The following is a 21,261-nucleotide window of genomic DNA, read 5'->3' as shown; positions in this document are numbered from 1 at the left end:
CGTCAGGCGGCGAGGACGGCGCAAGGCAAGCGCAGGGGACGCAGGGTACCCGCAGATGCCGAAGACGGTCCGTGCCTGCTGACGGTGAGCGTGGCCGTTTTGTTAGCCGCTCTTAAGTCAGAGGGGCCGGCTGACCACAACCACGACAGCGCTGCGCTAGACTCGCCGGACTCTACATTCTCGCATCCCTGTGCCCCGACGCCACGACAACGACGCTCCCGACGATTTCGAGGACGACTCCACCGAGCAAGGTTCCCGCTGGCAACGCAGGCTGATTGTCTGGGCCTTTGCGGCATTCGCGCTGGCGCTCGGTTTTCTGATTCCCTACACGGTGTATCTGAACAAGCAGGTCACCCAGCGGTTTGGCGAGCTGCGTTGGCAGATCCCGACCCGCGTGTACGGGCGGCCGTTGGTGCTGGCGCCAGGCAATGCGCTGGATGCAGCCACCTTGAAGACCGAGCTGGACGCCGCCTCCTACCGTGACGACGGGCAAGCCAAGCTGGCCGGCACCTACCAGCAGGACGGCAGCCGCTTCACCATCGCCAGCCGCGGTTATATCGATGTGGATGGGCGCGTGCCTGCGCGGCGGGTGGAAGTCAGCCTCTCCGGCGGGCGCGTGGCCAGCCTGCGCGACGCCGGCGACCGCAAGGCGCTCAAGAGTGCGCGGCTGGACCCGGCGCGCATCGCCACGCTGTACGGACAGAAGCAGGAAGAGCGCCGCCTGGTGCGCATGGAAGAAGTGCCCGAGCTGCTGGTCACCGGCCTGCAGGCGGTCGAGGATCGCGACTTCAACAGCCACCACGGCATCGATCTCAGCGGCATGGTGCGTGCGGCCTGGATCATGGCGCGCTCCGGCGGCCAGGTCCGCCAGGGCGCCAGCACCCTGACCCAGCAGCTGGCGCGCAGCGGCCTGCTCGGCATCGGCAAGGAACAGACCGTCACCCGCAAGTTCAACGAAATTCTCTACGCAGTGATCATGGAGGCGCGTTACGACAAGCGCACCATCCTGGAGGCCTATCTCAACCAGGTCTATCTGGGCCAGCGCGGCGGGCAGGCGATCCATGGCGTGTCCTCGGGCGCGGAGCTGTGGTTCGGCCGCGAGCTCAATTCGATGACCACCGAGCAGATCGCCTTGCTGATCGGGCTGGTCAAGGGGCCGTCCTACTACGACCCGCGGCGCAACCCGGAGCGCGCGCTGGATCGGCGCAATTTCGTGCTGGGCAAGCTGCACGAAAACAACCTGATCGACGCGGCCGAATACAAGCGCGCGCTGGCCGCACCGCTGGGCGTGCCCACCGAGCCGGGCCTGGTCGCGGCCAACCGCTTCCCGGCCTATGTGGACCTGGTGCGGCGCCAACTGGCGCACGACTACCCGGAAGGCGTGCTGCAGGGCGCCGGCATGAGCGTGCTCACCGGCATGTCGCCGTCCGCGCAGGCCTATGCCGAAGGCGCGGTGACCGGCACCATCAAGCGGCTGGACAACAAGAAGCGCCCACCGCTGCAGGCCGGCCTGGTGCTGACCGACGTGCATAACGGCGATGTGCTGGCGGTGGTCGGCAGCCGCGACGTGGCCAAGCCGGGCTTCAACCGCGCGGTCGAAGCGCAGCGGCAGGTCGGCTCGCTGCTCAAACCGTTCGTCTACCTGCTGGCGCTGGCCTCGCCGGACCGCTGGGCGTTGTCCAGCTGGGTCGACGATGCACCGGTGACGGTGCAGCTCAGCCGCGGCAAGACCTGGTCGCCGGGCAATTCCGACAACCGCAGTCACGGCACGGTGCGGCTGATCGATGCGCTGGCGCATTCCTACAACCAGGCCACGGTGCGCGTGGGCATGCAGGTCGGCCCGGAGCGCATCGCGCAACTGATCCAGGTACTGGCCGGCATCAAGGCCGACACCAATCCCTCGCTGATCCTCGGTGCCACCGACCAGAGCCCGTACGGCATGGCGCAGCTGTACCAGTTCCTGGCTGCCGGTGGCGAGATCCAGCCGCTGCATGCGGTGCGCGGCGTGCTCGATCCGCAGGGCAAGCTGCTCAAGCGCTACGACAAGACCCCGGCGCCGGCGCAGGAGGGCGATTCGGTGGCGGCCAATCTGATCAGCGTCGCCCTGCAGCAGGTGGTCAGCGGCGGCACTGCGCGGCAGTTGCTGGGCGATGGCCTGGGCCGGTTGTCGCCGGCCGGCAAGACCGGCACCTCCAACGACGGCCGCGACAGCTGGTACGCCGGCTACACCGGCGACCATCTGGCGGTGATCTGGATGGGGAACGACCAGAACGAGCAGACCGGCCTGTACGGCGCCACCGGCGCGATGCGGGTGTGGTCGAGCATCTTCGCGCGACTGCCGAGTGCGCCGTTAAAGGTCAGCGGCAAGGGCCTGGACTGGCAGTGGGTGGACGCGGCCGGTACCGGCGTGACCGATGCCGGCTGCCCGGGCGCGCGCCAGTTCCCGTTCGTGGTCGGCTTCACCCCGGCCTACGCCCCCTGTGCCGGCAATGCACCGTCGATCGAGGGCGTGCCCGGCGATGCATCCGCACCGGCCGAGCAATCCAGCGGTGGTGGCTGGCGTCGCTTCTTCGGTCTGGAAAAGAAGCCGGAAGACCCCGCGCCGGCACCCGCCGCGGCTGCACCTGCACGTTGACTGGAGTGACCCGATGAACCGACTGCACCGTTTGCTTGCCCTCGCTGGCGTGTCTGCCGCACTCACCGCCTGCGTCAGCGCGCCGCCTGCGCCACCGCCGGTCCCGGTGGACCCGACCACGCCGACACAGCGGCTGCTGCTGATCGAACGCGAGGCCGGCGTCGACGATACCGAGCTGTCGGTACAACCATTGCGCGACCCGCAGGTGGACGACCTGCGCGAGACCGCCAAGAGCAAGCGCCAGGCCGGCGACCTGGCCGGCGCGGCGGCGTCGCTGGATCAGGCCGTGGGCCTGGTTTCCGGCGATCCCGCCATCCTGCAGGAGCGTGCCGAAGTAGCGGTGCTGCAGGCCGACTGGCCCGCCGCCGAGCGTTTCGCCAAACAGGCCATCGAGCTGGGCTCCAAGACCGGGCCGCTGTGCCGCCGGCATTGGGCCACCATCGAGCAGTCGCGGCTGGCGCGTGGCGAGAAGGAAAACGCCGCTTCGGCCAAGTCGCAGATTGCCGGGTGCACGGTGCCCGGCGTGAAACGCTACTGAGCACGGCCACACCGCCGGCTGCGCCTGCCGCACGACAGGCGCGGCAAGCGTGATGCCGCCTGTCAGTTGCGCGCACCTGCTCGACGCGAGTCGTTCGTTCCCGCGCACGACCGCCAGTGGCGCCACGCGGCGCATCCTGATGCGTAAATGCCGGCTGCGCGGCCAGTGCCGCCACCGGCCCACCGGCGCAACCCAGGCAGCGGCAGCGCGCACGCGCTAGGCTGTCGCGCTTCCTGCCCCAGCTTCCGGTCCCATGTCCCAACTTGCCACTGCCAGCATCGAGGCGCTCAGCGAGGGCGGGGCGCTTGCGCGTCAGCTCGATGCGTTCGCGCCGCGTGCCGCGCAGTTGCGCCTGACCGGCGCCATTGCCGAGGCGTTCGAGGCCCGCGATGTGCTGCTGGCCGAAGCCGGCACCGGCACCGGCAAGACCTACGCCTACTTGGTGCCGGCATTGCTGTCGGGGCTGAAGACCATCGTCTCCACCGGCACGCGCGCATTGCAGGACCAGTTGTTCCATCGCGACCTGCCGCGCGTGCGCGCCGCGCTCGGCATCGGCCTGCGCAGCGCGCTGCTGAAGGGCCGCGCGAACTATCTGTGCAAGTACCGCACCCAGCAGGCGCGTGGCGAGCCGCGCTTTGCCACGCCCGAGCAGGTCTCGCAGTTCCAGCGCATCGTGGCCTGGAGCGGGCGTACCCAGTTCGGCGACATGGCCGAGCTGGAAGCCCTGCCGGACGACTCACCGCTGCTGCCGCTGGTGACCTCCACCGTCGACAACTGCCTGGGCACCGAATGCCCGTTCTACAGCGAGTGTTTTGTGGTGCAGGCGCGCCAGCGCGCGCAGGCGGCCGATCTGGTGGTGGTCAACCACCATCTGCTGCTGGCCGATCTGGCGCTCAAGCAGGAAGGCTTCGGCGAGATCCTGCCCGGCGCGCAGGCCTTCGTCATCGACGAAGCGCATCAGCTGCCGGAGCTGGCGGCGAACTTCTTCGGCGAGAGTTTCGGAATGCGGCCGTGGCAGGAGCTGGCGCGCGACTGCATGGTCGAAGCGCGCCTGGTCGCCGGTGCGCAGGCCAGCCTGCAGGAGCCGATCCTCGCCCTGGACGAGGCTCTGCGCGGCCTGCGCGCGGGCATGGAGGGCCTGCCGTCACGCGGCACCCAATGGCGCGCGCTGGCCAAGCCGCAGGTACGCGAGGGTTTCGATGCGGTGCTGTCGTCGCTGGCGCGGCTGGGCGAGGCCCTGCTGCCGTTGCGCGAGGCCTCGCCCGGGTTCGATGGCTGCTGTGCACGTGCGCAGGAAGCGCTGGCGCGGCTGTCGCGGTGGCTGGGCGAGGATGCGCCGGTACCGGATTTCGAGCAGGAGCTGCCGGAAACCGTCGACAACGATGTGCTGTGGTACGAGCTCAGCCCGCGCGGGTTCCGCTGCCAGCGCACGCCGCTGGATGTGTCCGGCCCGCTGCGCGAGCATCGCGAAAAATCGCATGCGGCCTGGGTGTTCACTTCGGCCACGCTGGCGGTGGGCGGCGAGTTCGATCACATCGCGCAGCGCCTGGGCCTGAGCGATCCGGTGACCTTGCTGCAGCCCAGCCCCTTCGATTGGGCGCGCCAGGCGCTGTGCTACCTGCCGCCGCACCTGCCCGATCCTGCCGCACGCGGATTCGGCACGGCGCTGATCGCGGCGCTGATGCCGGTGCTGCACGCCTCCAATGGCCGCGCATTTCTGCTGTTCGCCTCGCACCGCGCGCTGCGCGAGGCGGCCGACGCATTGCGCGGCGCGCCGTGGCCGCTGTTCGTGCAGGGCGAGGCGCCGCGTGCCACCTTGCTGCAGCGTTTCCGCACTTCCGGCAACGGCGTGCTGCTGGGGTCGGCCAGCTTCCGCGAGGGCGTGGACGTGGTCGGCGATGCCTTGAGCGTGGTGGTGATCGACAAGCTGCCGTTCGCCGCACCCGACGACCCGGTGTTCGAAGCGCGCCTGGATGCGATCCGCCGCGACGGCGGCAACCCGTTCCGCGACGAGCAGTTGCCGCAGGCGGTGATCGCGCTCAAGCAGGGCGTGGGCCGGCTGATCCGCAGCGAGACCGATCGCGGCGTGCTGGTGCTGTGCGACCCGCGGCTGGTGAACAAGGGCTACGGCCGCACCTTCATGCAGTCGCTGCCGCCGTTTGCGCGCACCCGCGAGATCGGCGACGTGCGCGCGTTCTTTGGCGTCGCCGAGCCGGTGGGCGACAATGGTGTGCTCGCGTTGCCGTTCGGCGACGACTGAGCGTCCCCTTCCTGCCTGCGGTCCTGCCATGAAAGTCCTCGCGTTCGAGACCTCCACCGAAGCCTGTTCCGTCGCGCTGCACGTGGATGGCCGCGTGCTGGAGCGCTTCGAACTGGCGCCGCGTCGCCATGCCGAACTGGCGCTGCCATGGGCCGAGCAACTGCTGGCCGACGCCGGCATCGCGCGGCGCCAGCTCGACGCGATTGCGGTCGGTCGTGGCCCGGGCGCCTTCACGGGTGTGCGGCTGGCGATCGGCATTGCGCAGGGCATCGCGCTGGGCCTGGACGTGCCGGTGCTGGCGGTGTCCACGCTGCAGGTGCTGGCCCTGCGCGCGCCCGCCGAGGCGACGCAGGTGCTGGCCTGCATCGATGCGCGCATGGGCGAGGTGTATGCCGGCGTCTTCGCGCGCGCTGGCGATACGCTGCGGGAGCTGATGCCGGAAGTGGTCTGCGCACCGCAGGAATGCGTCGTGCCGGACACGCTGCAGCGCTTTGCCGGTGTCGGCAGCGGGTTCGCCGCTGCCGAGGCAGTGCTGCAACAACGATTTGCGACCCGGCTGGGCAGCATCGATGCCGCCGCATTACCGCATGCCGCCGATCTGCTCACGCTGGCCGTGCCGGCGCTGCAGCGCGGCGAAGGCGTGGCGCCGGAGCGGGTGGAACCGGCCTACCTGCGCGACAACGTGGCGCTGACCCTGCTCGAGCAGCAGGCCGCACGCGCAGCCAAGGCCGCCGGCGCTGCGCCATGACCGACGACCTGCAACGCGCGCGTTTCCGCGGCTGCCTGCTGGGCCTGGCGGTGGGCGATGCGCTCGGCACCACACTGGAATTCTGCGCGCCGGGCAGCTTCACGCCGATCGACGACATGCGCGGCGGCGGCCCGTTCGCGCTGCGCGCCGGCCAGTGGACCGACGACACCTCGATGGCCTTGTGCCTGGCGCACAGCCTGCTGTATCGGCACGGCTTCGACGCCGCCGACCAAATGAACCGCTATTGCAACTGGTACCAGCACGGCTATCTCAGCAGCACCGGCAGCTGCTTCGATATCGGCGCGACCGTGCGGCAGGCACTGGAGCGCTATCTGGATGGCGGCCCGGCCTTCAGCGGCAGCACCGATCCACGCTCGGCCGGCAATGGCTCGCTGATGCGGCTGGCGCCGGTGGCGATGTACTACGCGCATCGCCCCGCCGAGCTGGGCGAGCGCGCCGCCGACAGTTCGCGCACCACGCATGCCGCCGACGAAGCGCTGGATGCCTGCCGGCTGTTCGCCTTCCAGTTGCGTGCCGCATTGCTCGGCGGACAGCGCCAGCAGGTGTTGCAGACCCGCTGCGAAGGGCTGTCGACACCGGCGCTGCGTGCGTTGTCGGTGCGCGACCATGCGGCAGTTCCCGCCGCCCGGATCCGCGGCACCGGCTATGTGGTCGATGCGCTGTCGGCGGCGCTCTGGTGCTTCGCCACCACCGACACGTTCGCCGATGCGGTGCTGCGCGCGGCCAACCTGGGCGACGATGCCGACACCACCGCGGCCATCTGCGGTCAGCTGGCCGGGGCATTCCATGGCATCGACGGGATTCCCGCCGCCTGGCGCGCGCGCGTGCAGGACGCGGACGCAATCGTCGAGCTGGCCGACCGGCTGTACGCAGCCGCGCAGGCCGCATAACGCCTGCGCGCAACGCACTGGCCAACGCAATCCGCCGGGAAGGCATGCCGCAGAAAGACGCGTCCCTGTCGGGACGCGCGACGGCTCAACGATCGTCGTGCAGTTCGCCGCCGGGCAGGAACAGCCAGGTGCGCGTGACCTGCAGGATATCCACGTCGTCCTTGGTCCTGGGCAGCGGCGGGAACGGCTGCGCCAGCTGCACCACCCGCAGCGCTGCCGCATCCAGCGCCGGGGTGCCGCTGGAGACCAGCACGCGGCTGCTTTCCACGCTGCCGTCGCGGCGCACGCCCACGCTGATCACCACCTTGCCGCCGAGTCGGCGCCGGCGCGCCTCGTCCGGGTAATTGAGATTGCCGACGCGCTCGGCGCGGTCCACCCAGGCACGCAGGTAGTTGGCGTAGGCGTATTCGCGGGTACTGGCCGAGACGAACTTGCGATTGGGGCGCTTGGCGTATTGCTCCGAACGCAGATGCACCTCGGCGGCGAGCCGGGCCATTTCCGCGTCGCGCTGCACGCGTTGCGCATCGGTGGGCGAGAGCAGGTCGGTCTGCGGATTCGGTTGCGGCGTGGGCACGGCCTGCTCGCCGCGGCGGCTGGCCACCACGCGGGTCTGGGTCGGCTCCGGCGCCTGCAGCGTGGTCTCACGCTGCGCCTGCGGTGCCAGCCCGCTGCGGTCCTGCGGTACCACCCCGGGCTGGCTGTCGCGCGGGCGTTGCGCGGTGGCGTGATTGCCGCCGCCCTGCTGGTTGGCCTGGGCCAGGAAATCGGCCTGCCTGGGCGTCAGCGGGGTGCTGGTCTGGCTGAAGATCACATCCAGCGTCGGCACCAGCGGTGCGTCTTCGCTGACCGCAAACCCCACGCCCAGGATCAGCACGCCGTGCAGCAGCAGCGAGATCACCAGCGTCGCGGTCAGCCGGCGGCGCTCGTCCATGGGAGCCGGCAGTGCCGCGGCCGCGCTCATTGCGCCGCGCCGGCCTCGATCGCGTCGAACAGCAGCCCGGCGATGTTCAGGCCGAACTGCGCATCCAGCTCGCGCACGCAGGTGGGGCTGGTGACGTTGACCTCGGTCAGGTAATCGCCGATCACGTCCAGGCCGACGAAACGCATGCCGCGGCGGCGCATTTCCGGGCCCACCTGTGCGGCGATCCAGCGGTCGCGCTCGGACAGCGGCCGGCCTTCGCCACGTCCGCCGGCGGCCAGGTTGCCGCGGAATTCGTCGCCCTGCGGAATCCGTGCCAGGCAGTAGTCCACCGGCTCGCCATCGACCAGCAGGATGCGCTTGTCGCCGGCGCTGATGTCGGGGATGAAGCGCTGCGCCAGGGTCAGCTTGCGATTGCCGTCGGTCAGCGTCTCCAGGATCACGTTGAGGTTGGGGTCGCCGGTGCCGCTGCGGAAGATCGAACGCCCGCCCATGCCGTCCAGCGGCTTGAGCACGGCCTGGCCGTGTTCGAGCACGAACGCCTTGAGCGCCGCAGAGTCGCGGCTGACCAGGGTCGGCGGGCAGCACTGCGGAAACAGCAACGCGGCCAGTTTCTCGTTGTAGTCGCGCAGGCCCTGCGGGTCGTTGACCACCTGCGCGCCGGCGCGCTGGGCCACGCTCAGGACCTGGGTGTCGTAGACGAACTCCGCATCCACCGGCGGGTCCTTGCGCATCAGCACCACCTGGCCGGGGCCGAATTCCAGCTCGGCGAACTCGCCGAGGGTGAACCAGCCGGCCTTGTCCTCGCGCACGCTCAAGGGCGCGACCTGTGCCACCGCGCGTCCCTCGCGCAGGCTGAGGCCGCCGGGACGCACATACTGCAGGCGGTGACCACGCCGCTGCGCTTCCAGCAACATGGCGAAGGTGGTGTCTTTGGCGATCTTGATGGAGGCGATGGGATCCATCACCACAACGACGTCGAGCGACATGGGGAGCTAAACCTTTAGAACAGGCTGCCGATGGTAACTTCAAGCGGTGGCGATGGCGCGCCCGGCCGGTCGTGAATGCGCGACTTGCCGCTCGGCCCGCAGCTGCGCACGGTCGGAACGTCCGCCTGGCGGGCCCCCGGCAACGTACCCTTGACAGTCAATGCGGGTCTTGGGATATACATGCAGTTTCGTAGCGACGCCGGCAGGGAAGAAGCGTCGCGCGTCCGGGGATATTTGCATGACTGAAAACATTGCTGCGGGTGGGGAACTCGCAGGACTGAAGGTGATGGTGATCGATGACTCGAAGACCATTCGCCGCACCGCCGAAACGCTGCTGAAGCGGGAAGGTTGTGAAGTAGTGACAGCAACCGATGGTTTCGAGGCACTGGCCAAGATTGCCGACCAGCAACCTCAGATCATTTTTGTCGACATCATGATGCCGCGTCTGGATGGGTACCAGACGTGCGCGTTGATCAAGGGCAACCAGCTCTTCAAGTCGACGCCGGTGATCATGTTGTCGTCCAAGGACGGCCTGTTCGACAAGGCACGCGGCCGCATCGTCGGCTCCGAGCAATATCTGACCAAGCCGTTCACACGTGAAGAACTACTGAGCGCGATTCGCACGTACGTCCACGCCTGACCAGGGGGAAAGGCAACATGGCTCGAATTATATTGATCGAGGACTCGCCCACCGACAGGGCAGTCTTCAGTCAATGGCTGGAAAAAGCAGGCCATACGGTCGTCGCCACCGACAATGCCGAAGAGGGACTTGCGCTGATTCGCAGCCAGGCGCCCGATCTGGTGCTGATGGACGTGGTGCTGCCCGGCATGAGCGGTTTCCAGGCAACGCGTGCATTGGCGCGCGACCAGGCCACCAAGGACATCCCCGTGCTGCTGGTCAGCACCAAGGGCATGGAAACCGACAAGGCCTGGGGTTTGCGACAAGGTGCCAGCGACTACATCGTCAAGCCGCCGCGCGAAGACGATCTGATCGCCCGCATCAAACAACTGGTGCGTTGATGCGTTCTCCATTCGACATTCTCGAAGACTACGAGCGTCGTAGTCTTGCGCACGCCACGCCGCTGCCGGAACGCCAGTTCTCGGCCGATATCTGGCGCGGCGTCGGTTATCGCGTCGGTACCCGGCGGCTGGTCTCGGATTTCCGCGAAGTCGCGGAAATCGTGCCGATGCCGCCGGTCACGCCGGTGCCGGGCGCACAGCCCTGGCTGCTGGGCGTGGGCAACCTGCGCGGCAACCTGTTCCCGGTGATCGATCTGAAGCAGTTCCTGGAGGGCCGGCGGACGGTGCTGCAGGAAGGCCAGCGCGTGCTGATCATGCGCCAGAGCGGCGGCGACGTCGCGCTGACCATCGACGAGCTGTACGGCCAGCGCAGCTTCGAGCAGGTCCAGGCGGTCGAACCCGGCGAGTTGGCGCAAGGCCGCTATGCCCACTTCATCGACCGTGCCTTCCGCAACGAGACGCAGGACTGGGGTGTGTTCTCCCTGGCGTTGCTGTCGCGCACTCCTGAATTCCGGCAGGCCGCGGCCTAAGCCGCGACCCCGCCACGTCATACAGATCGAGGTCGAACCATGAGTACCGCCCCGGACGCCCGCAAGACCAACAAGCTCGGCAGCGTCAGCACCAGCTTCTGGCTTGGTTTGCTGGTGTTGTCGATGATCGTGTTCGGCGCCAATACCGGCGTCGCCACATGGCAGGGCAGTCGCCTGGCCGGTGCCGGCACCGGCGCGGCCGATCTGCAGGTGCTGTCGCAGCAGCTGGCCAACCAGGGCCGCGAAGCGGTCTCCGGTGACCCCAAGGCGTTTGCCGCGTTCAAGGAGACCAAGGCCCGCATCGACAGCACGGTCAGCGAACTGGATGGCCGCTACGGCCAGGAAGGCTCGGTCGCCAGCTCGATGGCCCAGCTCAAGGCGACCTGGGTGCCGCTGAGCAAGAATGCCGATCAGGTCATCGCCAGCGAACCGGCGGTGCTCGGTCTATCCGGCAACGCCGAACGCTTCTCCGGCAGCGTGCCGCAGCTGCAGGCGCAATTGAACGAAGTGGTGCGCGCGATGACGGTCAGCGGCGCGCCCGCCTCGCAGATCTACAACACGCTGCAGCAGGTCGTGGTCGCCGGCACCATGGCGCGCCGGGTGACCGAAATGCGCGCCGGTGGCGCCAATGCCGCCGCCTCCGGCGATGCGCTGGCACGCGACTCGGTGGTGTTCACGCAGATGCTCGAAGGCCTGCGCGCGGGCAACGACGAACTGGGCATCGCCGCGGTGCGCAACCCGGCCGCGTTGTCGGCGCTGGAGCAGTCGCAGGCGCAGTGGACGACGATGAAGAAGGACGTCGACGCCATCCTGGCCAGCTCGCGCAACCTGTTCGCCGCGCAGTCCTCGGCCGCCGCGCTGACCGCCGGCTCGAACAAGATGCTGGACGACAGCAAGAAGCTGTTCGATGCGTTCTCGGCGTTCGGCTCGGTGCGCGACACGCGCCTGTTTCCGAACTTCTGGCTGGGTGTGGTGTCCGGCCTGCTGGCGCTGCTGGCGATCATTGGCTTTGTCTGGAGCTCGGTGCGGGTACGCTCGCGCGAGCAGGACGTGCGTTACCAGGCGCAGGTGGAATTCAACAGCCGCAACCAGCAGGCGATCATGCGGCTGCTGGACGAAATCAGCTCGCTCGGTGAGGGCGACCTGACCGTCAAGGCCTCGGTGACCGAGGACATGACCGGCGCGATTGCAGACGCCATCAACTACGCCGTGGACGAGCTGCGCCACCTGGTGACCACGATCAACGACACCTCGGCCAAGGTCGCCGTGTCGACCCAGGAAACCCAGGCCACCGCGATGCAGCTGGCCGATGCCGCCGGCCAGCAGGCCAACCAGATCACCACCGCCTCCGAGCGCATCAGCGAAATCGCTGCCAGCATCGAACAGGTGTCGCGCAACTCCACCGAGTCGGCCGAAGTGGCGCAGCGCTCGGTGGTGATCGCCGCCGAAGGTGCCGGCGTGGTGCGCGAGACCATCCAGGGCATGGACCAGATCCGCGACCAGATCCAGGAAACCTCCAAGCGCATCAAGCGCCTGGGCGAATCCTCGCAGGAGATTGGCTCGATCGTGGAACTGATCAACGACATTTCCGAGCAGACCAACATCCTGGCGCTCAACGCCGCGGTGCAGGCCGCCTCGGCGGGCGAGGCCGGTCGCGGTTTCGCGGTGGTGGCCGACGAAGTGCAGCGCCTGGCCGAACGTACCTCCGGCGCGACGCGGCGGATCGAAGGCCTGGTGCAGACCATTCAGGCCGATACCAACGAGGCGGTCAGCTCGATGGAGCAGACCACCTCTGAAGTTGTGTCCGGTGCACGCCTGGCCGAAGACGCCGGGACCGCGCTGACCGAAATCGAGCGCGTGTCCAACGCCTTGAACAACCTGATCAAGAACATCTCCATCGCCGCGCACCAGCAGTCGGCCGCAGCGACGGATATCACACAGACCATGGGCGTGATCCGTCAGATCACCAGCCAGACATCGCAGGGTGCGGAGCAGACGGCCGAGTCGATCGGCAACCTGGCTCAGCTCGCTGCCGATCTGCGCCGTTCGGTCGCCGACTTCAAGCTGCCGGCGTGAGCACGACGCGGAACGGGAAAGGATCAGCAGATGGCGCGTAGTAGCGTTACGTCGATGCAGGAACAGACCGGTGGCCGCCTCGGCGGTACCCCGGCCTTAGGCAGGGGGCTGCAATGAGTGCGCTTCGCGATGCGATGAGTCACGCCGCGCTGGGCTGGGTCAAGCCGGAGCTGGACGAGACGTTGCGCCAGGCGCGCAACGAGATCGAGTACTTTGCCGAAGAGCCGTCCGACACCAGTCGGATGCGCTTCTGCGCCGGCTATCTGCACCAGGTGCAGGGCACCTTGCGCATGGTCGAGCTGTACGCCCCGGCGATGGTGGCCGAAGAACTCGAGCTGCTGGCCCAGGCGGTGCAGGTCGGCGAGGTGGCCGACCGCGACGAAGCCTGCGCCATGCTGATGCGCGGCACCGTGCTGCTGCCCGACTACCTGGAGCGCCTGCAGAACGGTCACCGCGACATCCCGATCGTGCTGCTGCCGCTGCTTAATGAAATCCGTGCCACGCGTGGTCAACCCGGTCTGAGCGAAAGCGTGCTGTTCGCGTTCGATCCGCAGGCCGGCGTCGCCACCGAGGCCGAACTGGATCACGCCCGTGGCAGCCTGAGCGGGCGCAATCGCGAGTTGCTCGACACCGTCGGCAACGCGGTCAAGGAAGAATTGCTGCGCGTCAAGGACGCGCTGGACCTGCACCTGCGTACCGGCGGCGAGATCGCCGAACTGCAGACCCAGGTCAAGGATCTCGGCAGCGTTGCCGACACCCTGGGCATGATGGGCCTGGGCGTGGCGCGCAATGTGGTCGTGCAGCAGCGCGATGCGCTGGCACGCGTGGTCGACGGCCAGGTGCAGATGGACGAAGGCGTGCTGCTGGATATCGCCGGCGCGCTGCTGTATGTCGATGCCTCGCTGGATGACCAGGTCGCCAGCCTGGGCGCCGATGTCGGCGACGGCAATGAAGCCAGCAACAGCGCCACCTCCTCGGAAGTGCGGCGCACGGTGGACGTGCTGGCACAGGAAGCGATCGCCAATTTCGGTGCGGCGCGCGAGCACTTCGTCGCCTTCATCGAGACCAACTGGGACCACGCCCGCCTGACCGACGTGCCGCACCTGCTCGGCGAAGTCGGCGGTGCGCTGCGCATCCTCGAGTTGCCGCAGGCCGCCGATTATCTGGAAGGCGTGCGCCGTTATGTCGACCTGGAACTGATCGGCAAGCAGCGCGTGCCCAGCGGGCGCCAGCTGGACACGCTGGCCGATGCGATGGCCAGCCTGGAGTACTACCTGGAAGCCCTGCGCGAGCGCCGTCCCGGCCGCGAGGAGATCCTGGACATCACCCGCAACAGCCTGGAAACGCTGCGCTACTGGCCGCTGCCCTCGGGCCAGCCGTCCGACCTGCCGGTCGGTGCCGACCAGCCGGGCAGCGTGGCCGAGCCGCTTGCCGCATCGCTCACACAGCAGGCCGCTGCCCCGGCGCTGGCGGCCAACGACGCTGCGCCGACGCCGTCGCTGGAATGGGCCAACGAAACCGTGCTCGAGGTGCCGTTTGCCGCCAGCGTGGTGCATGACACCGGCGCTGCCGCCACCGACACGGTGTTCTCGTTCGACCCGGTCGCCGCCGAAGAAACCGTCTCCGGCCAGGCGCACGTGCCGTTTGCGGTTGCGCCGCTGGACCTGTCCGACGATGGCGCGCAGGCGCCCGGCGACTGGCAGCTGGAAACCACCGAGCACGCGGCACCGATCGCCACCTCGGTGTTCGACCCGGTGTCGGCCGAGCAGGACGGCAGCGTGTCGGCCGATGCCGCGCAGGTCAGCTACACCGTGGATCTGAGTGCGCTGGAGCAGGACGATAGCGCCACGCCGGCGGTTGCCGAACCGGCGCCGCTGCAGATCGAGCAGATCGAGTTGCCCGGCGATGCCGACCAGACCGAGGCACCGCTGGACTTCATCGCGCAGGCCCAGACCGGCCGCGCGCAGACCAGCATCGAGGATGCGTTCTCGCCGCCGCCGCTGCCGCCCGTGGCGCCGCAAGAGCTGGACGACCCGTTCGTCGAATCCGCGCCCGAACCGCAGCCAGCCCAGGCTGACGACGTCGCCGAGCAGAGCTCACCGCGCGTGCAGCAGGCGGTGGTCAGCGAGTTCGAACTGGACGCCGCATCGACGGCGTTTTTGGCCCAGCTCGACGTGGCCGCCGCGCAGTTCGATGTGCAGCGTCCGCAGGTACAGCAGGCCACCGATGCCGACAGTCAGACTGCGAAGGCAGCGCCCGAGCCGGCAGTGAGCGAGCCGGCCCAGGCCGGTGCCGATGCGGGCATCTTCGGCGGCTTTGGCGACAGCGATATCGACGACGATATCCGCGACGTGTTCCTGGAGGAATTCGACGAAGAACTGGTCAATCTGGGCCAGCTGCTGCCGGTCTGGCGTGCCGCGCCACACAGCCAGGACAACCTGCGCCCGATCCGCCGCGTCTTCCACACGTTGAAGGGCAGCGGTCGCCTGGTCGGCGCGCAGGTGCTCGGCGAGTTCAGCTGGAAGATCGAGAGCATGCTCAACCGCGTGCTCGACAACTCGCGGCCGGCCAGCCCGGCGGTGGTGGCGATGGTCGAACTGGCCTACGAGGTGCTGCCGCAGTTCAACGCCGCATTGCGCGACCAGGGCCGCATCAGCGCCGACTTGCCGGACATCCAGGCAGTTGCCGAGCGTGTGGCCGCGGGCGAAGAAGTCTATTACGTGGCCGCGCCGGCGACGCCGGTGGCTGCAGATGTCGCCTTCATTCCGGCAGCGGCAGGCGTATTCGCGGCGACCGGTGGCACACCGGCGTCGGTGGACAGCGTGCTGCGCGAGATCCTGGAAGCCGAAGTCGCCACCCACCTGGAAACCGTCAACGCATGGCTGCAGGCCAACCAGGCCGAGCCGCAGTTGGCGAGCGAAGAATTGCTGCGCGCGGTGCACACCATGAGTGGCGCGTTTGCGATGACCGACGTGCCGGAAATCACGCTGGTGACCACGCCGGCCGAGAGCTACGTCAAGCGTCTGCTTGCCGCATCGCTGCTCCCCTCGCAGGAGGGCATCGACGCCATTGCGGCAACGGCGTCGGCAATCGCGACCACCGTGACCGCCTTGCGCGCAGATGCGCCGTTGATTCCGTCGTTTGCGCCGTTGAGCGAACGCCTGCGCGCGCTGGTGGAGACGCTGCCGGAAGCGCAGTGGCCACCGCAGGCGTTCCTGGACGAGCTGGAAGATCTGGATGCACCGGGCGAGATGACGGTCAGCAGCGAGTCGGCGGTCGAGCTGACCGGCGCGCAGGATCTGTCGCAGTACCTGGACGCCAGCGCGCTGCCGTCGGATGCGAGCGATCACAGCGCGCCCGTGCATGTTGCCGATGACGCGGCGGATGCCGATGCGCACGCCGACGCCGACGCAGCGATCGCGGTGGACGAGCTGGCCGAGGCCGAGGCCGAAGACACCTCGTCGCTTGCGCTGGACGCACCGGTACCGCACGAACAAACGCAAACGGCTGACGTTGCTGCGCTGGAGCAGGAGCAGGTTGCTGATTCGGTCGAGGCTGCGCAGGCCCCGGCCGGGGATGCGGTCGCCTCCGATGCGGGAGCGGAGCAGGTCGCCGATGCGTCGCATGGCGATGCTGCCCAGCACCAGCATCAGCACGAAGCCGAGGCCGAGTCGCCTGGCGTCGATGGGCACGACACGCCGGCCGATGAGCCGGTGGTCGACGCCGATGCCTGGGATGCGACCGGATTGCAGCAGGCCGGCCGTATCGATGCGGCAGCACATGCGCAAGCAGGCTACGTGCCGCAAGCTGGCGAGCACGTGGCAGTGGACGAGTTGTCCGACGCGGAAGCCGCGTTGGGCGATGCGCAGACGCTCGCCGCACCCGAAGCCGGGGAGATTGCTGCCGAGCGTGCAGACGCCGAGCAGCAGTCGCCGGGCGAGCATGTTGCCGAGTACGAGCAGCACGACCAACGCGAGGCTGACGCAAGCGCGCAGGATGCCAAAGCGGCATTGAGCGATGACGCGGCGTCCACGGACGAAGCGCCTGTCGAGACCATCGAGGCATTGGAAGCGGTGCATGCGCAGGCCCCGCTGGCCGACCACACGCAAGCGGCGACCAGCGAAGACTGGACGCAGGACAGCGCGGCGCTGGATGGCGAGTCGACCGAGCAGGGCGACCACGTGTCCACCCCGCACGACGAGGCTATCGGTGCGCACGCGCAGCCGCCCGCCGACGAGGCAGCGCAGCACGGCGATGCCGCGTTGCCTGACGATGCGGACGCGCAGCTTGGCGACCAGTTGCAGGTGCAAGACACCGCGCAGTTGGGCCAGCATCCGTCTTCCGAAGAGCATGCTCTGTCGGGCGAGCAGGTGCACCCGCGGGAACCTGTGCATGCGGACGATGCTGCGCAAGCGGAAGCGCATGTCGAGTCGGGCGACCAGGAACATCTGGGCGCGCACGCGCATGCCGACGAAGTCGAGCACGTTGCGGAAGCCGAGCACGCTGCAGAAGCAGAGCAGACTCCAGAAGCAGAGCAGGCCGAAGCAGGGCAGGCCGAAGCAGGGCAGGCCGAAGCAGAGCAGGCTACAGAGACAGAACATACTGCAGAGGTGGAACAGCCCGCAGACGCAGAGCACGCTGCGGACGTACAGCCGGCTGCGGAAGCGCTATCCGAACACACCATCGAGTCGGTGCAAGCCTTCGAGATGGCGCAGGTGGCCGATCAGGTCGAAGAGACCGGCGATCCGCAGTCGGAAATTGCGCCGGAGCTGCATTCGGACGTCGCTGCTGACGCCGAGGCAGATTCCCGTGCCGATGCCGAGGTCCACGCGCAGCATCCAGACGCAGACGCAGACGCAGACGCAGACGCAGACGCAGACGTGACGCTCGAGGCTGCCAACGCAACGGATGCTGTCGAGCAAGTCGAACACGCCGAGCAAGCCGAACACACCGAACACACAGAGCAAGCCGAGCAAGCCAAACCCACCGACTCCGCAAGCGAACACGAAGACGCCGCAGCCGTGGCCTTCAGCGCGCCGGTGGAAGACGCTGCGGCGGGCGATAGCGCCGCCAACGACGTGGGCGCAGCCTTCGATACCGGCCCGCTCAACTTCGACCAGCTCGATGGCGAACTGGTCGACATCTTTGTCGAGGAAGGCCGCGACCTGCTCGACCATTGCGATGGTCTGATCGCCCGCATGCGCGAGGTGCCGGAAGACCGCGAGGTCCTCAACGGACTGCAGCGCGACCTGCACACGCTCAAGGGCGGCGCGCGCATGGCCGGCATCAACGCCATCGGCGACCTCGGCCATGCGATCGAATCGCTGCTCGAAGCGGTGGCGGCCAACCGGACCGACATCGACCGCGACGACGTGCGCCTGTTCGAGCGCGGCTTCGACCGCCTGCATCAGCTGTTGACCCGCACCGGCATGCACCGCGCCGTGGCGATGCCGACCGACCTGGTGGAAGCCTTCGAAACCCGTACCCGTGGCCGCAATGCCGCAGAGCCCAGCGACGCCGATGTGCGTGCGATCGCCAAGGCGTCGGTGGAACCGGCACCGCTGTCGGCACCCGTCCCGATCGACGGCCAGGTCGAGGAAGAACTGCTGCCGCGCACGCAGCAGGAACAGGTGCGCGTGCGTGCCGACCTGCTCGACCGCCTGGTCAATCACGCCGGCGAAGTGGCGATCTACCGCTCGCGGCTGGAACAGCAGATGGGCGCCTTCCGCGGCGCCATGGGCGAACTGGATCGCACCAACGCCCGTCTGCGCGACCAGTTGCGTCGTCTGGATCTGGAAACCGAAGCGCAGATCGTGGCGCGTTATCAGCGCGAGCAGGATCAGGGCGATCGCACCTTCGATCCGCTGGAACTGGACCGCTTTTCCACCCTGCAGCAGCTCAGCCGCGCGCTGAACGAATCGGCCGCCGACTTGGGCGGCTTGCAGGGCGTGCTGGAAGATCTCTCGCGTCAATACGACGGCCTGCTGCAACAGCAGTCGCGCGTCAGCTCCGAGCTGCAGGACGGCCTGATGCGTGCGCGCATGGTGCCGTTCGACGGCCTGGTGCCGCGTCTGCGCCGTGTGGTCCGCCAGGCCGCCACCGATACCGGCAAGCAGGTGCATCTGCTGCTGGAAGGTACCCAGGGCGAGCTCGATCGCAACGTGCTCGACCGCATGGTCGCGCCGCTGGAACACATGCTGCGCAACTCGGTGGCGCATGGCCTGGAGGCGCCGGAGCAACGGCGCGACGCGGGCAAGCCGGAAGAGGGCAGCATCGCGATCCGTCTGCGCCGCGAAGGCTCGGAAATCGTGCTGGAAGTGGCCGACGACGGCGCCGGGCTGGACCGCGAGGCGATCCGTCGCCGCGGCGAGCAGCGCGGCCTGATCGAACCCGGCCAGGAACTCAGCGAGGCCGAACTGGATGGGCTGATCTTCGCCTCCGGTTTCAGCACCTCCGAGCAGGTCAGCCAGCTGGCCGGCCGTGGCGTGGGCATGGACGTGGTCCGCAACGAAGTGCGTCAGCTCGGCGGCTCGGTGGACATCCACTCGGTGCGCGGCCAGGGCGTCACCTTCACCCTGCGCCTGCCACAGACGCTGGCGGTCACCCAGGCGGTGTTCGTGCGCATCGGCGATACCACCTTTGCGGTGCCGGTGGCGTCGGTCAGCGGTATCGGCCGCATCTCGCGCAGCCGCTACGAGTCGGGCGAGGGCGGCTACCACTACGCCGGCGAAGAGTACGTGCTGCATGATCTCGGCTCGCTGGTCGGCCAGGCCGCCGCGCGCGCCGATGGCCAGGCACAGGTGCCGTTGCTGCTGGTGCGTGCGGGCGACCTGCGCGCGGCGGTGGCGATCGATCAGGTGCTGGGCAACCGCGAAATTGTGGTCAAGCCGGTGGGCCTGCAGATCGCTTCGGTGCCGGGCATCTACGGCGCCACCATCACCGGCGATGGCCGCGTGGTTGTGATCCTGGACGTGGCCCCGCTGGTGCGCCGCTATCTCAGCCAGCCGGCGCGTCCGGCGCCGGAAACCCCGGCCGAATCGCAGCGCCAGGTGCCGTTGGTGATGGTGGTGGACGATTCGCTGACCATGCGCAAGGTCACCAGCCGCGTGCTGGAACGCCACAACCTGGATGTCACCACCGCACGCGATGGTGTCGAGGCACTGGAACTGCTGCAGGAGCGCGTGCCCGACCTGATGCTGCTGGACATCGAAATGCCGCGCATGGACGGCTACGAGCTGGCGACCGCGATGCGTGCCGACCCGCGCTTCAAGGCGGTGCCGATCGTGATGATCACCTCGCGCAGCGGCGAGAAGCATCGCCAGCGCGCCTTCGAGATCGGCGTGCAGCGTTACCTGGGCAAGCCTTACCAAGAGTTGGATCTGATGCGAAACGTGTATGACCTGCTGGGGATCGCCCGTGTCCGAGAATAATGGCGCAATGGGAACTCCGGTCGCCCTGCTGGGCCGGCCCGGGCAGGCGCGCGAGCGCCTGCGTGAAGCGCTCGGCCTGGCCGGTGCCCACGTGGTGCTGGAAGACGAGCCCTCCGCGGTGGACGTGCAGATGCTGCGCGATGCCGAGCCGGTGGCGGTGCTGGTCGCGCTGGAGCCGTCGATCGAAGACGCGCTCGAAGCGCTGGAGCCGGCCTTCAACATGCCCGGCGTCACGGTGATCTTCGACGAGGCCGAGTTGACCGTGCGCCGCGAGGGCTGGGAAGCGCAGCGCTGGGTGCGCCATCTGGCCGCCAAGCTGCATGGCCATGCCGACGTATTGCCGCCAGGCACCGAGAGCGAGCCGTCGCTGCATCCCGAACCGGGCCTGGAACTGGCGCCGCGGCAGCATTCGGATCTGCGGCTTGACCAGCATCTGCAGGCAGCCGCGCACGCATTCGACAGCGTGCCCGGCGATGCCTTGTTCGCACGGGGCGTGGACACGTCCGAGGCCGCTGCCGACAAGCCGGGCCTGACGCTGGGCGATTCCAGCACCTGGGGCCTGGTCGACGAGGTCGCGGTGGTGGTGCGCCCGCGTGCCGAATTGAACATGGACGCGTTGTCGACCGGCGGGCTGTCGCTGGTGGAGCTGGATCAGGCCGGTGACACCACCGGTGCGGTGCTGGTGCTGGCCGGCATCGGCGGCCCGGATGCGATCCGTCGCCTGCTGTCCGCGCTGCCGCCGGCGTTTCCGCGCGCCGTGCTGGTGCGCATGACCCTGGATGGCGGCCAGTACGGCAACCTGGTGCGGCAGATGGGACGCGTGTCGGCGTTGCCGGTCGAACTGGGCGAAGCCGGCCAGGTGATCGCAGCGGGCAAGGTCTACGTGCTGTCCGACGACATCGGCGTGCAGCAACATGCCGGCGCGCTGGCGTTTGTCGCGCAGGCGGATCCGGCCGGGCTGGTGGCCGCGTTGCCGCCGGCCGACAGCGCGGTGCTGATGCTCAGCGGCGCCAACGAGGCGCTGGTCGAGGCCGCGCTGGCGCTGGCCGAGCAGGGCGGCTGGCTGGCCGGTCAATCCGCCGACGGCTGCTACGACCCGGCCGCGGCGGCGCGTCTGGCGCGCCAGGGCATTCTGACCGGCGACCCTGCGCAGCTGGCGCAGGCGTTGGCGCAGCGCTGGCCGGCGTAAGCCGGGCGCTTCCTCT

At 68.7% G+C, this 21,261-nt stretch carries 13 protein-coding genes; 11 read left to right on the top strand and 2 right to left on the bottom strand.

Features of this window, described 5'->3' with window-relative positions:
* Nucleotides 1-190 precede the first annotated feature (190 nt).
* From mrcB to KHN93_RS15395, 5 genes are all read left to right on the top strand, one after another.
* Nucleotides 191-2,635, top strand: a complete 2,445-nt coding sequence (gene mrcB / locus KHN93_RS15415; protein WP_039519580.1) for a penicillin-binding protein 1B — start codon at nt 191-193, stop codon at nt 2,633-2,635.
* A 13-nt stretch (nt 2,636-2,648) separates the two neighbouring features.
* Complete coding sequence (locus KHN93_RS15410; protein ID WP_104568123.1) at nt 2,649-3,173, top strand: tetratricopeptide repeat protein; 525 nt, start codon at nt 2,649-2,651, stop codon at nt 3,171-3,173.
* Nucleotides 3,174-3,426: 253 nt separating this feature from the next.
* Nucleotides 3,427-5,433 (top strand): DNA repair helicase YoaA, encoded by a 2,007-nt coding sequence (yoaA, locus tag KHN93_RS15405; RefSeq protein ID WP_211920645.1) that lies wholly within the window; start codon nt 3,427-3,429, stop codon nt 5,431-5,433.
* Nucleotides 5,434-5,461: 28 nt separating this feature from the next.
* A complete protein-coding gene (gene tsaB / locus KHN93_RS15400; RefSeq protein ID WP_211920643.1) occupies nt 5,462-6,181 on the top strand; it encodes a tRNA (adenosine(37)-N6)-threonylcarbamoyltransferase complex dimerization subunit type 1 TsaB in 720 nt (239 codons plus the stop codon).
* On the top strand, nt 6,178-7,092 hold the full coding sequence (locus tag KHN93_RS15395) for an ADP-ribosylglycohydrolase family protein (RefSeq protein ID WP_211920640.1): 915 nt from the start codon (nt 6,178-6,180) through the stop codon (nt 7,090-7,092). The genes tsaB and KHN93_RS15395 overlap by 4 nt, the downstream gene beginning before the upstream one ends.
* A gap of 85 nt (nt 7,093-7,177) precedes the next feature.
* Here the strand turns inward: KHN93_RS15395 and KHN93_RS15390 are convergent, their stop codons facing one another.
* Nucleotides 7,178-8,053 (bottom strand): energy transducer TonB family protein, encoded by an 876-nt coding sequence (locus KHN93_RS15390; protein ID WP_211920638.1) that lies wholly within the window; start codon nt 8,051-8,053, stop codon nt 7,178-7,180.
* Nucleotides 8,050-9,000, bottom strand: coding sequence for a glutathione synthase (gshB, locus tag KHN93_RS15385; protein WP_024940329.1), 951 nt, complete (start codon nt 8,998-9,000; stop codon nt 8,050-8,052). The genes KHN93_RS15390 and gshB overlap by 4 nt, the downstream gene beginning before the upstream one ends.
* A 238-nt stretch (nt 9,001-9,238) precedes the next feature.
* On the opposite strand from gshB, the gene pilG reads away from it, so the two are divergent.
* From pilG to KHN93_RS15355, 6 genes are all read left to right on the top strand, one after another.
* A complete protein-coding gene (pilG, locus tag KHN93_RS15380) occupies nt 9,239-9,640 on the top strand; it encodes a twitching motility response regulator PilG (protein ID WP_024711139.1) in 402 nt (133 codons plus the stop codon).
* A 17-nt stretch (nt 9,641-9,657) separates the two neighbouring features.
* Complete coding sequence (locus tag KHN93_RS15375; RefSeq protein ID WP_024940328.1) at nt 9,658-10,020, top strand: response regulator; 363 nt, start codon at nt 9,658-9,660, stop codon at nt 10,018-10,020.
* Nucleotides 10,020-10,550, top strand: coding sequence for a chemotaxis protein CheW (locus tag KHN93_RS15370; protein ID WP_003482487.1), 531 nt, complete (start codon nt 10,020-10,022; stop codon nt 10,548-10,550). Before KHN93_RS15375 ends, KHN93_RS15370 begins: the two co-directional genes overlap by 1 nt.
* A 39-nt stretch (nt 10,551-10,589) precedes the next feature.
* Nucleotides 10,590-12,626, top strand: coding sequence for a methyl-accepting chemotaxis protein (locus KHN93_RS15365; protein ID WP_039519594.1), 2,037 nt, complete (start codon nt 10,590-10,592; stop codon nt 12,624-12,626).
* A gap of 113 nt (nt 12,627-12,739) precedes the next feature.
* Nucleotides 12,740-20,056, top strand: coding sequence for an Hpt domain-containing protein (locus KHN93_RS15360; protein WP_211920636.1), 7,317 nt, complete (start codon nt 12,740-12,742; stop codon nt 20,054-20,056).
* Between the two features lie 7 nt (nt 20,057-20,063).
* Entirely contained in the window at nt 20,064-21,245 is a 1,182-nt protein-coding gene (locus KHN93_RS15355) for a chemotaxis protein CheB (protein WP_212579660.1), read from the top strand.
* Nucleotides 21,246-21,261: the final 16 nt, after the last annotated feature.

The sequence above is a fragment of the Xanthomonas arboricola pv. juglandis genome, assembly GCF_905367715.1.
GTDB classification, from domain to species: domain Bacteria; phylum Pseudomonadota; class Gammaproteobacteria; order Xanthomonadales; family Xanthomonadaceae; genus Xanthomonas; species Xanthomonas arboricola.
Note: the sequence above shows the minus strand (reverse complement) of the source record. Positions and strands in the feature narration are given on the sequence as shown.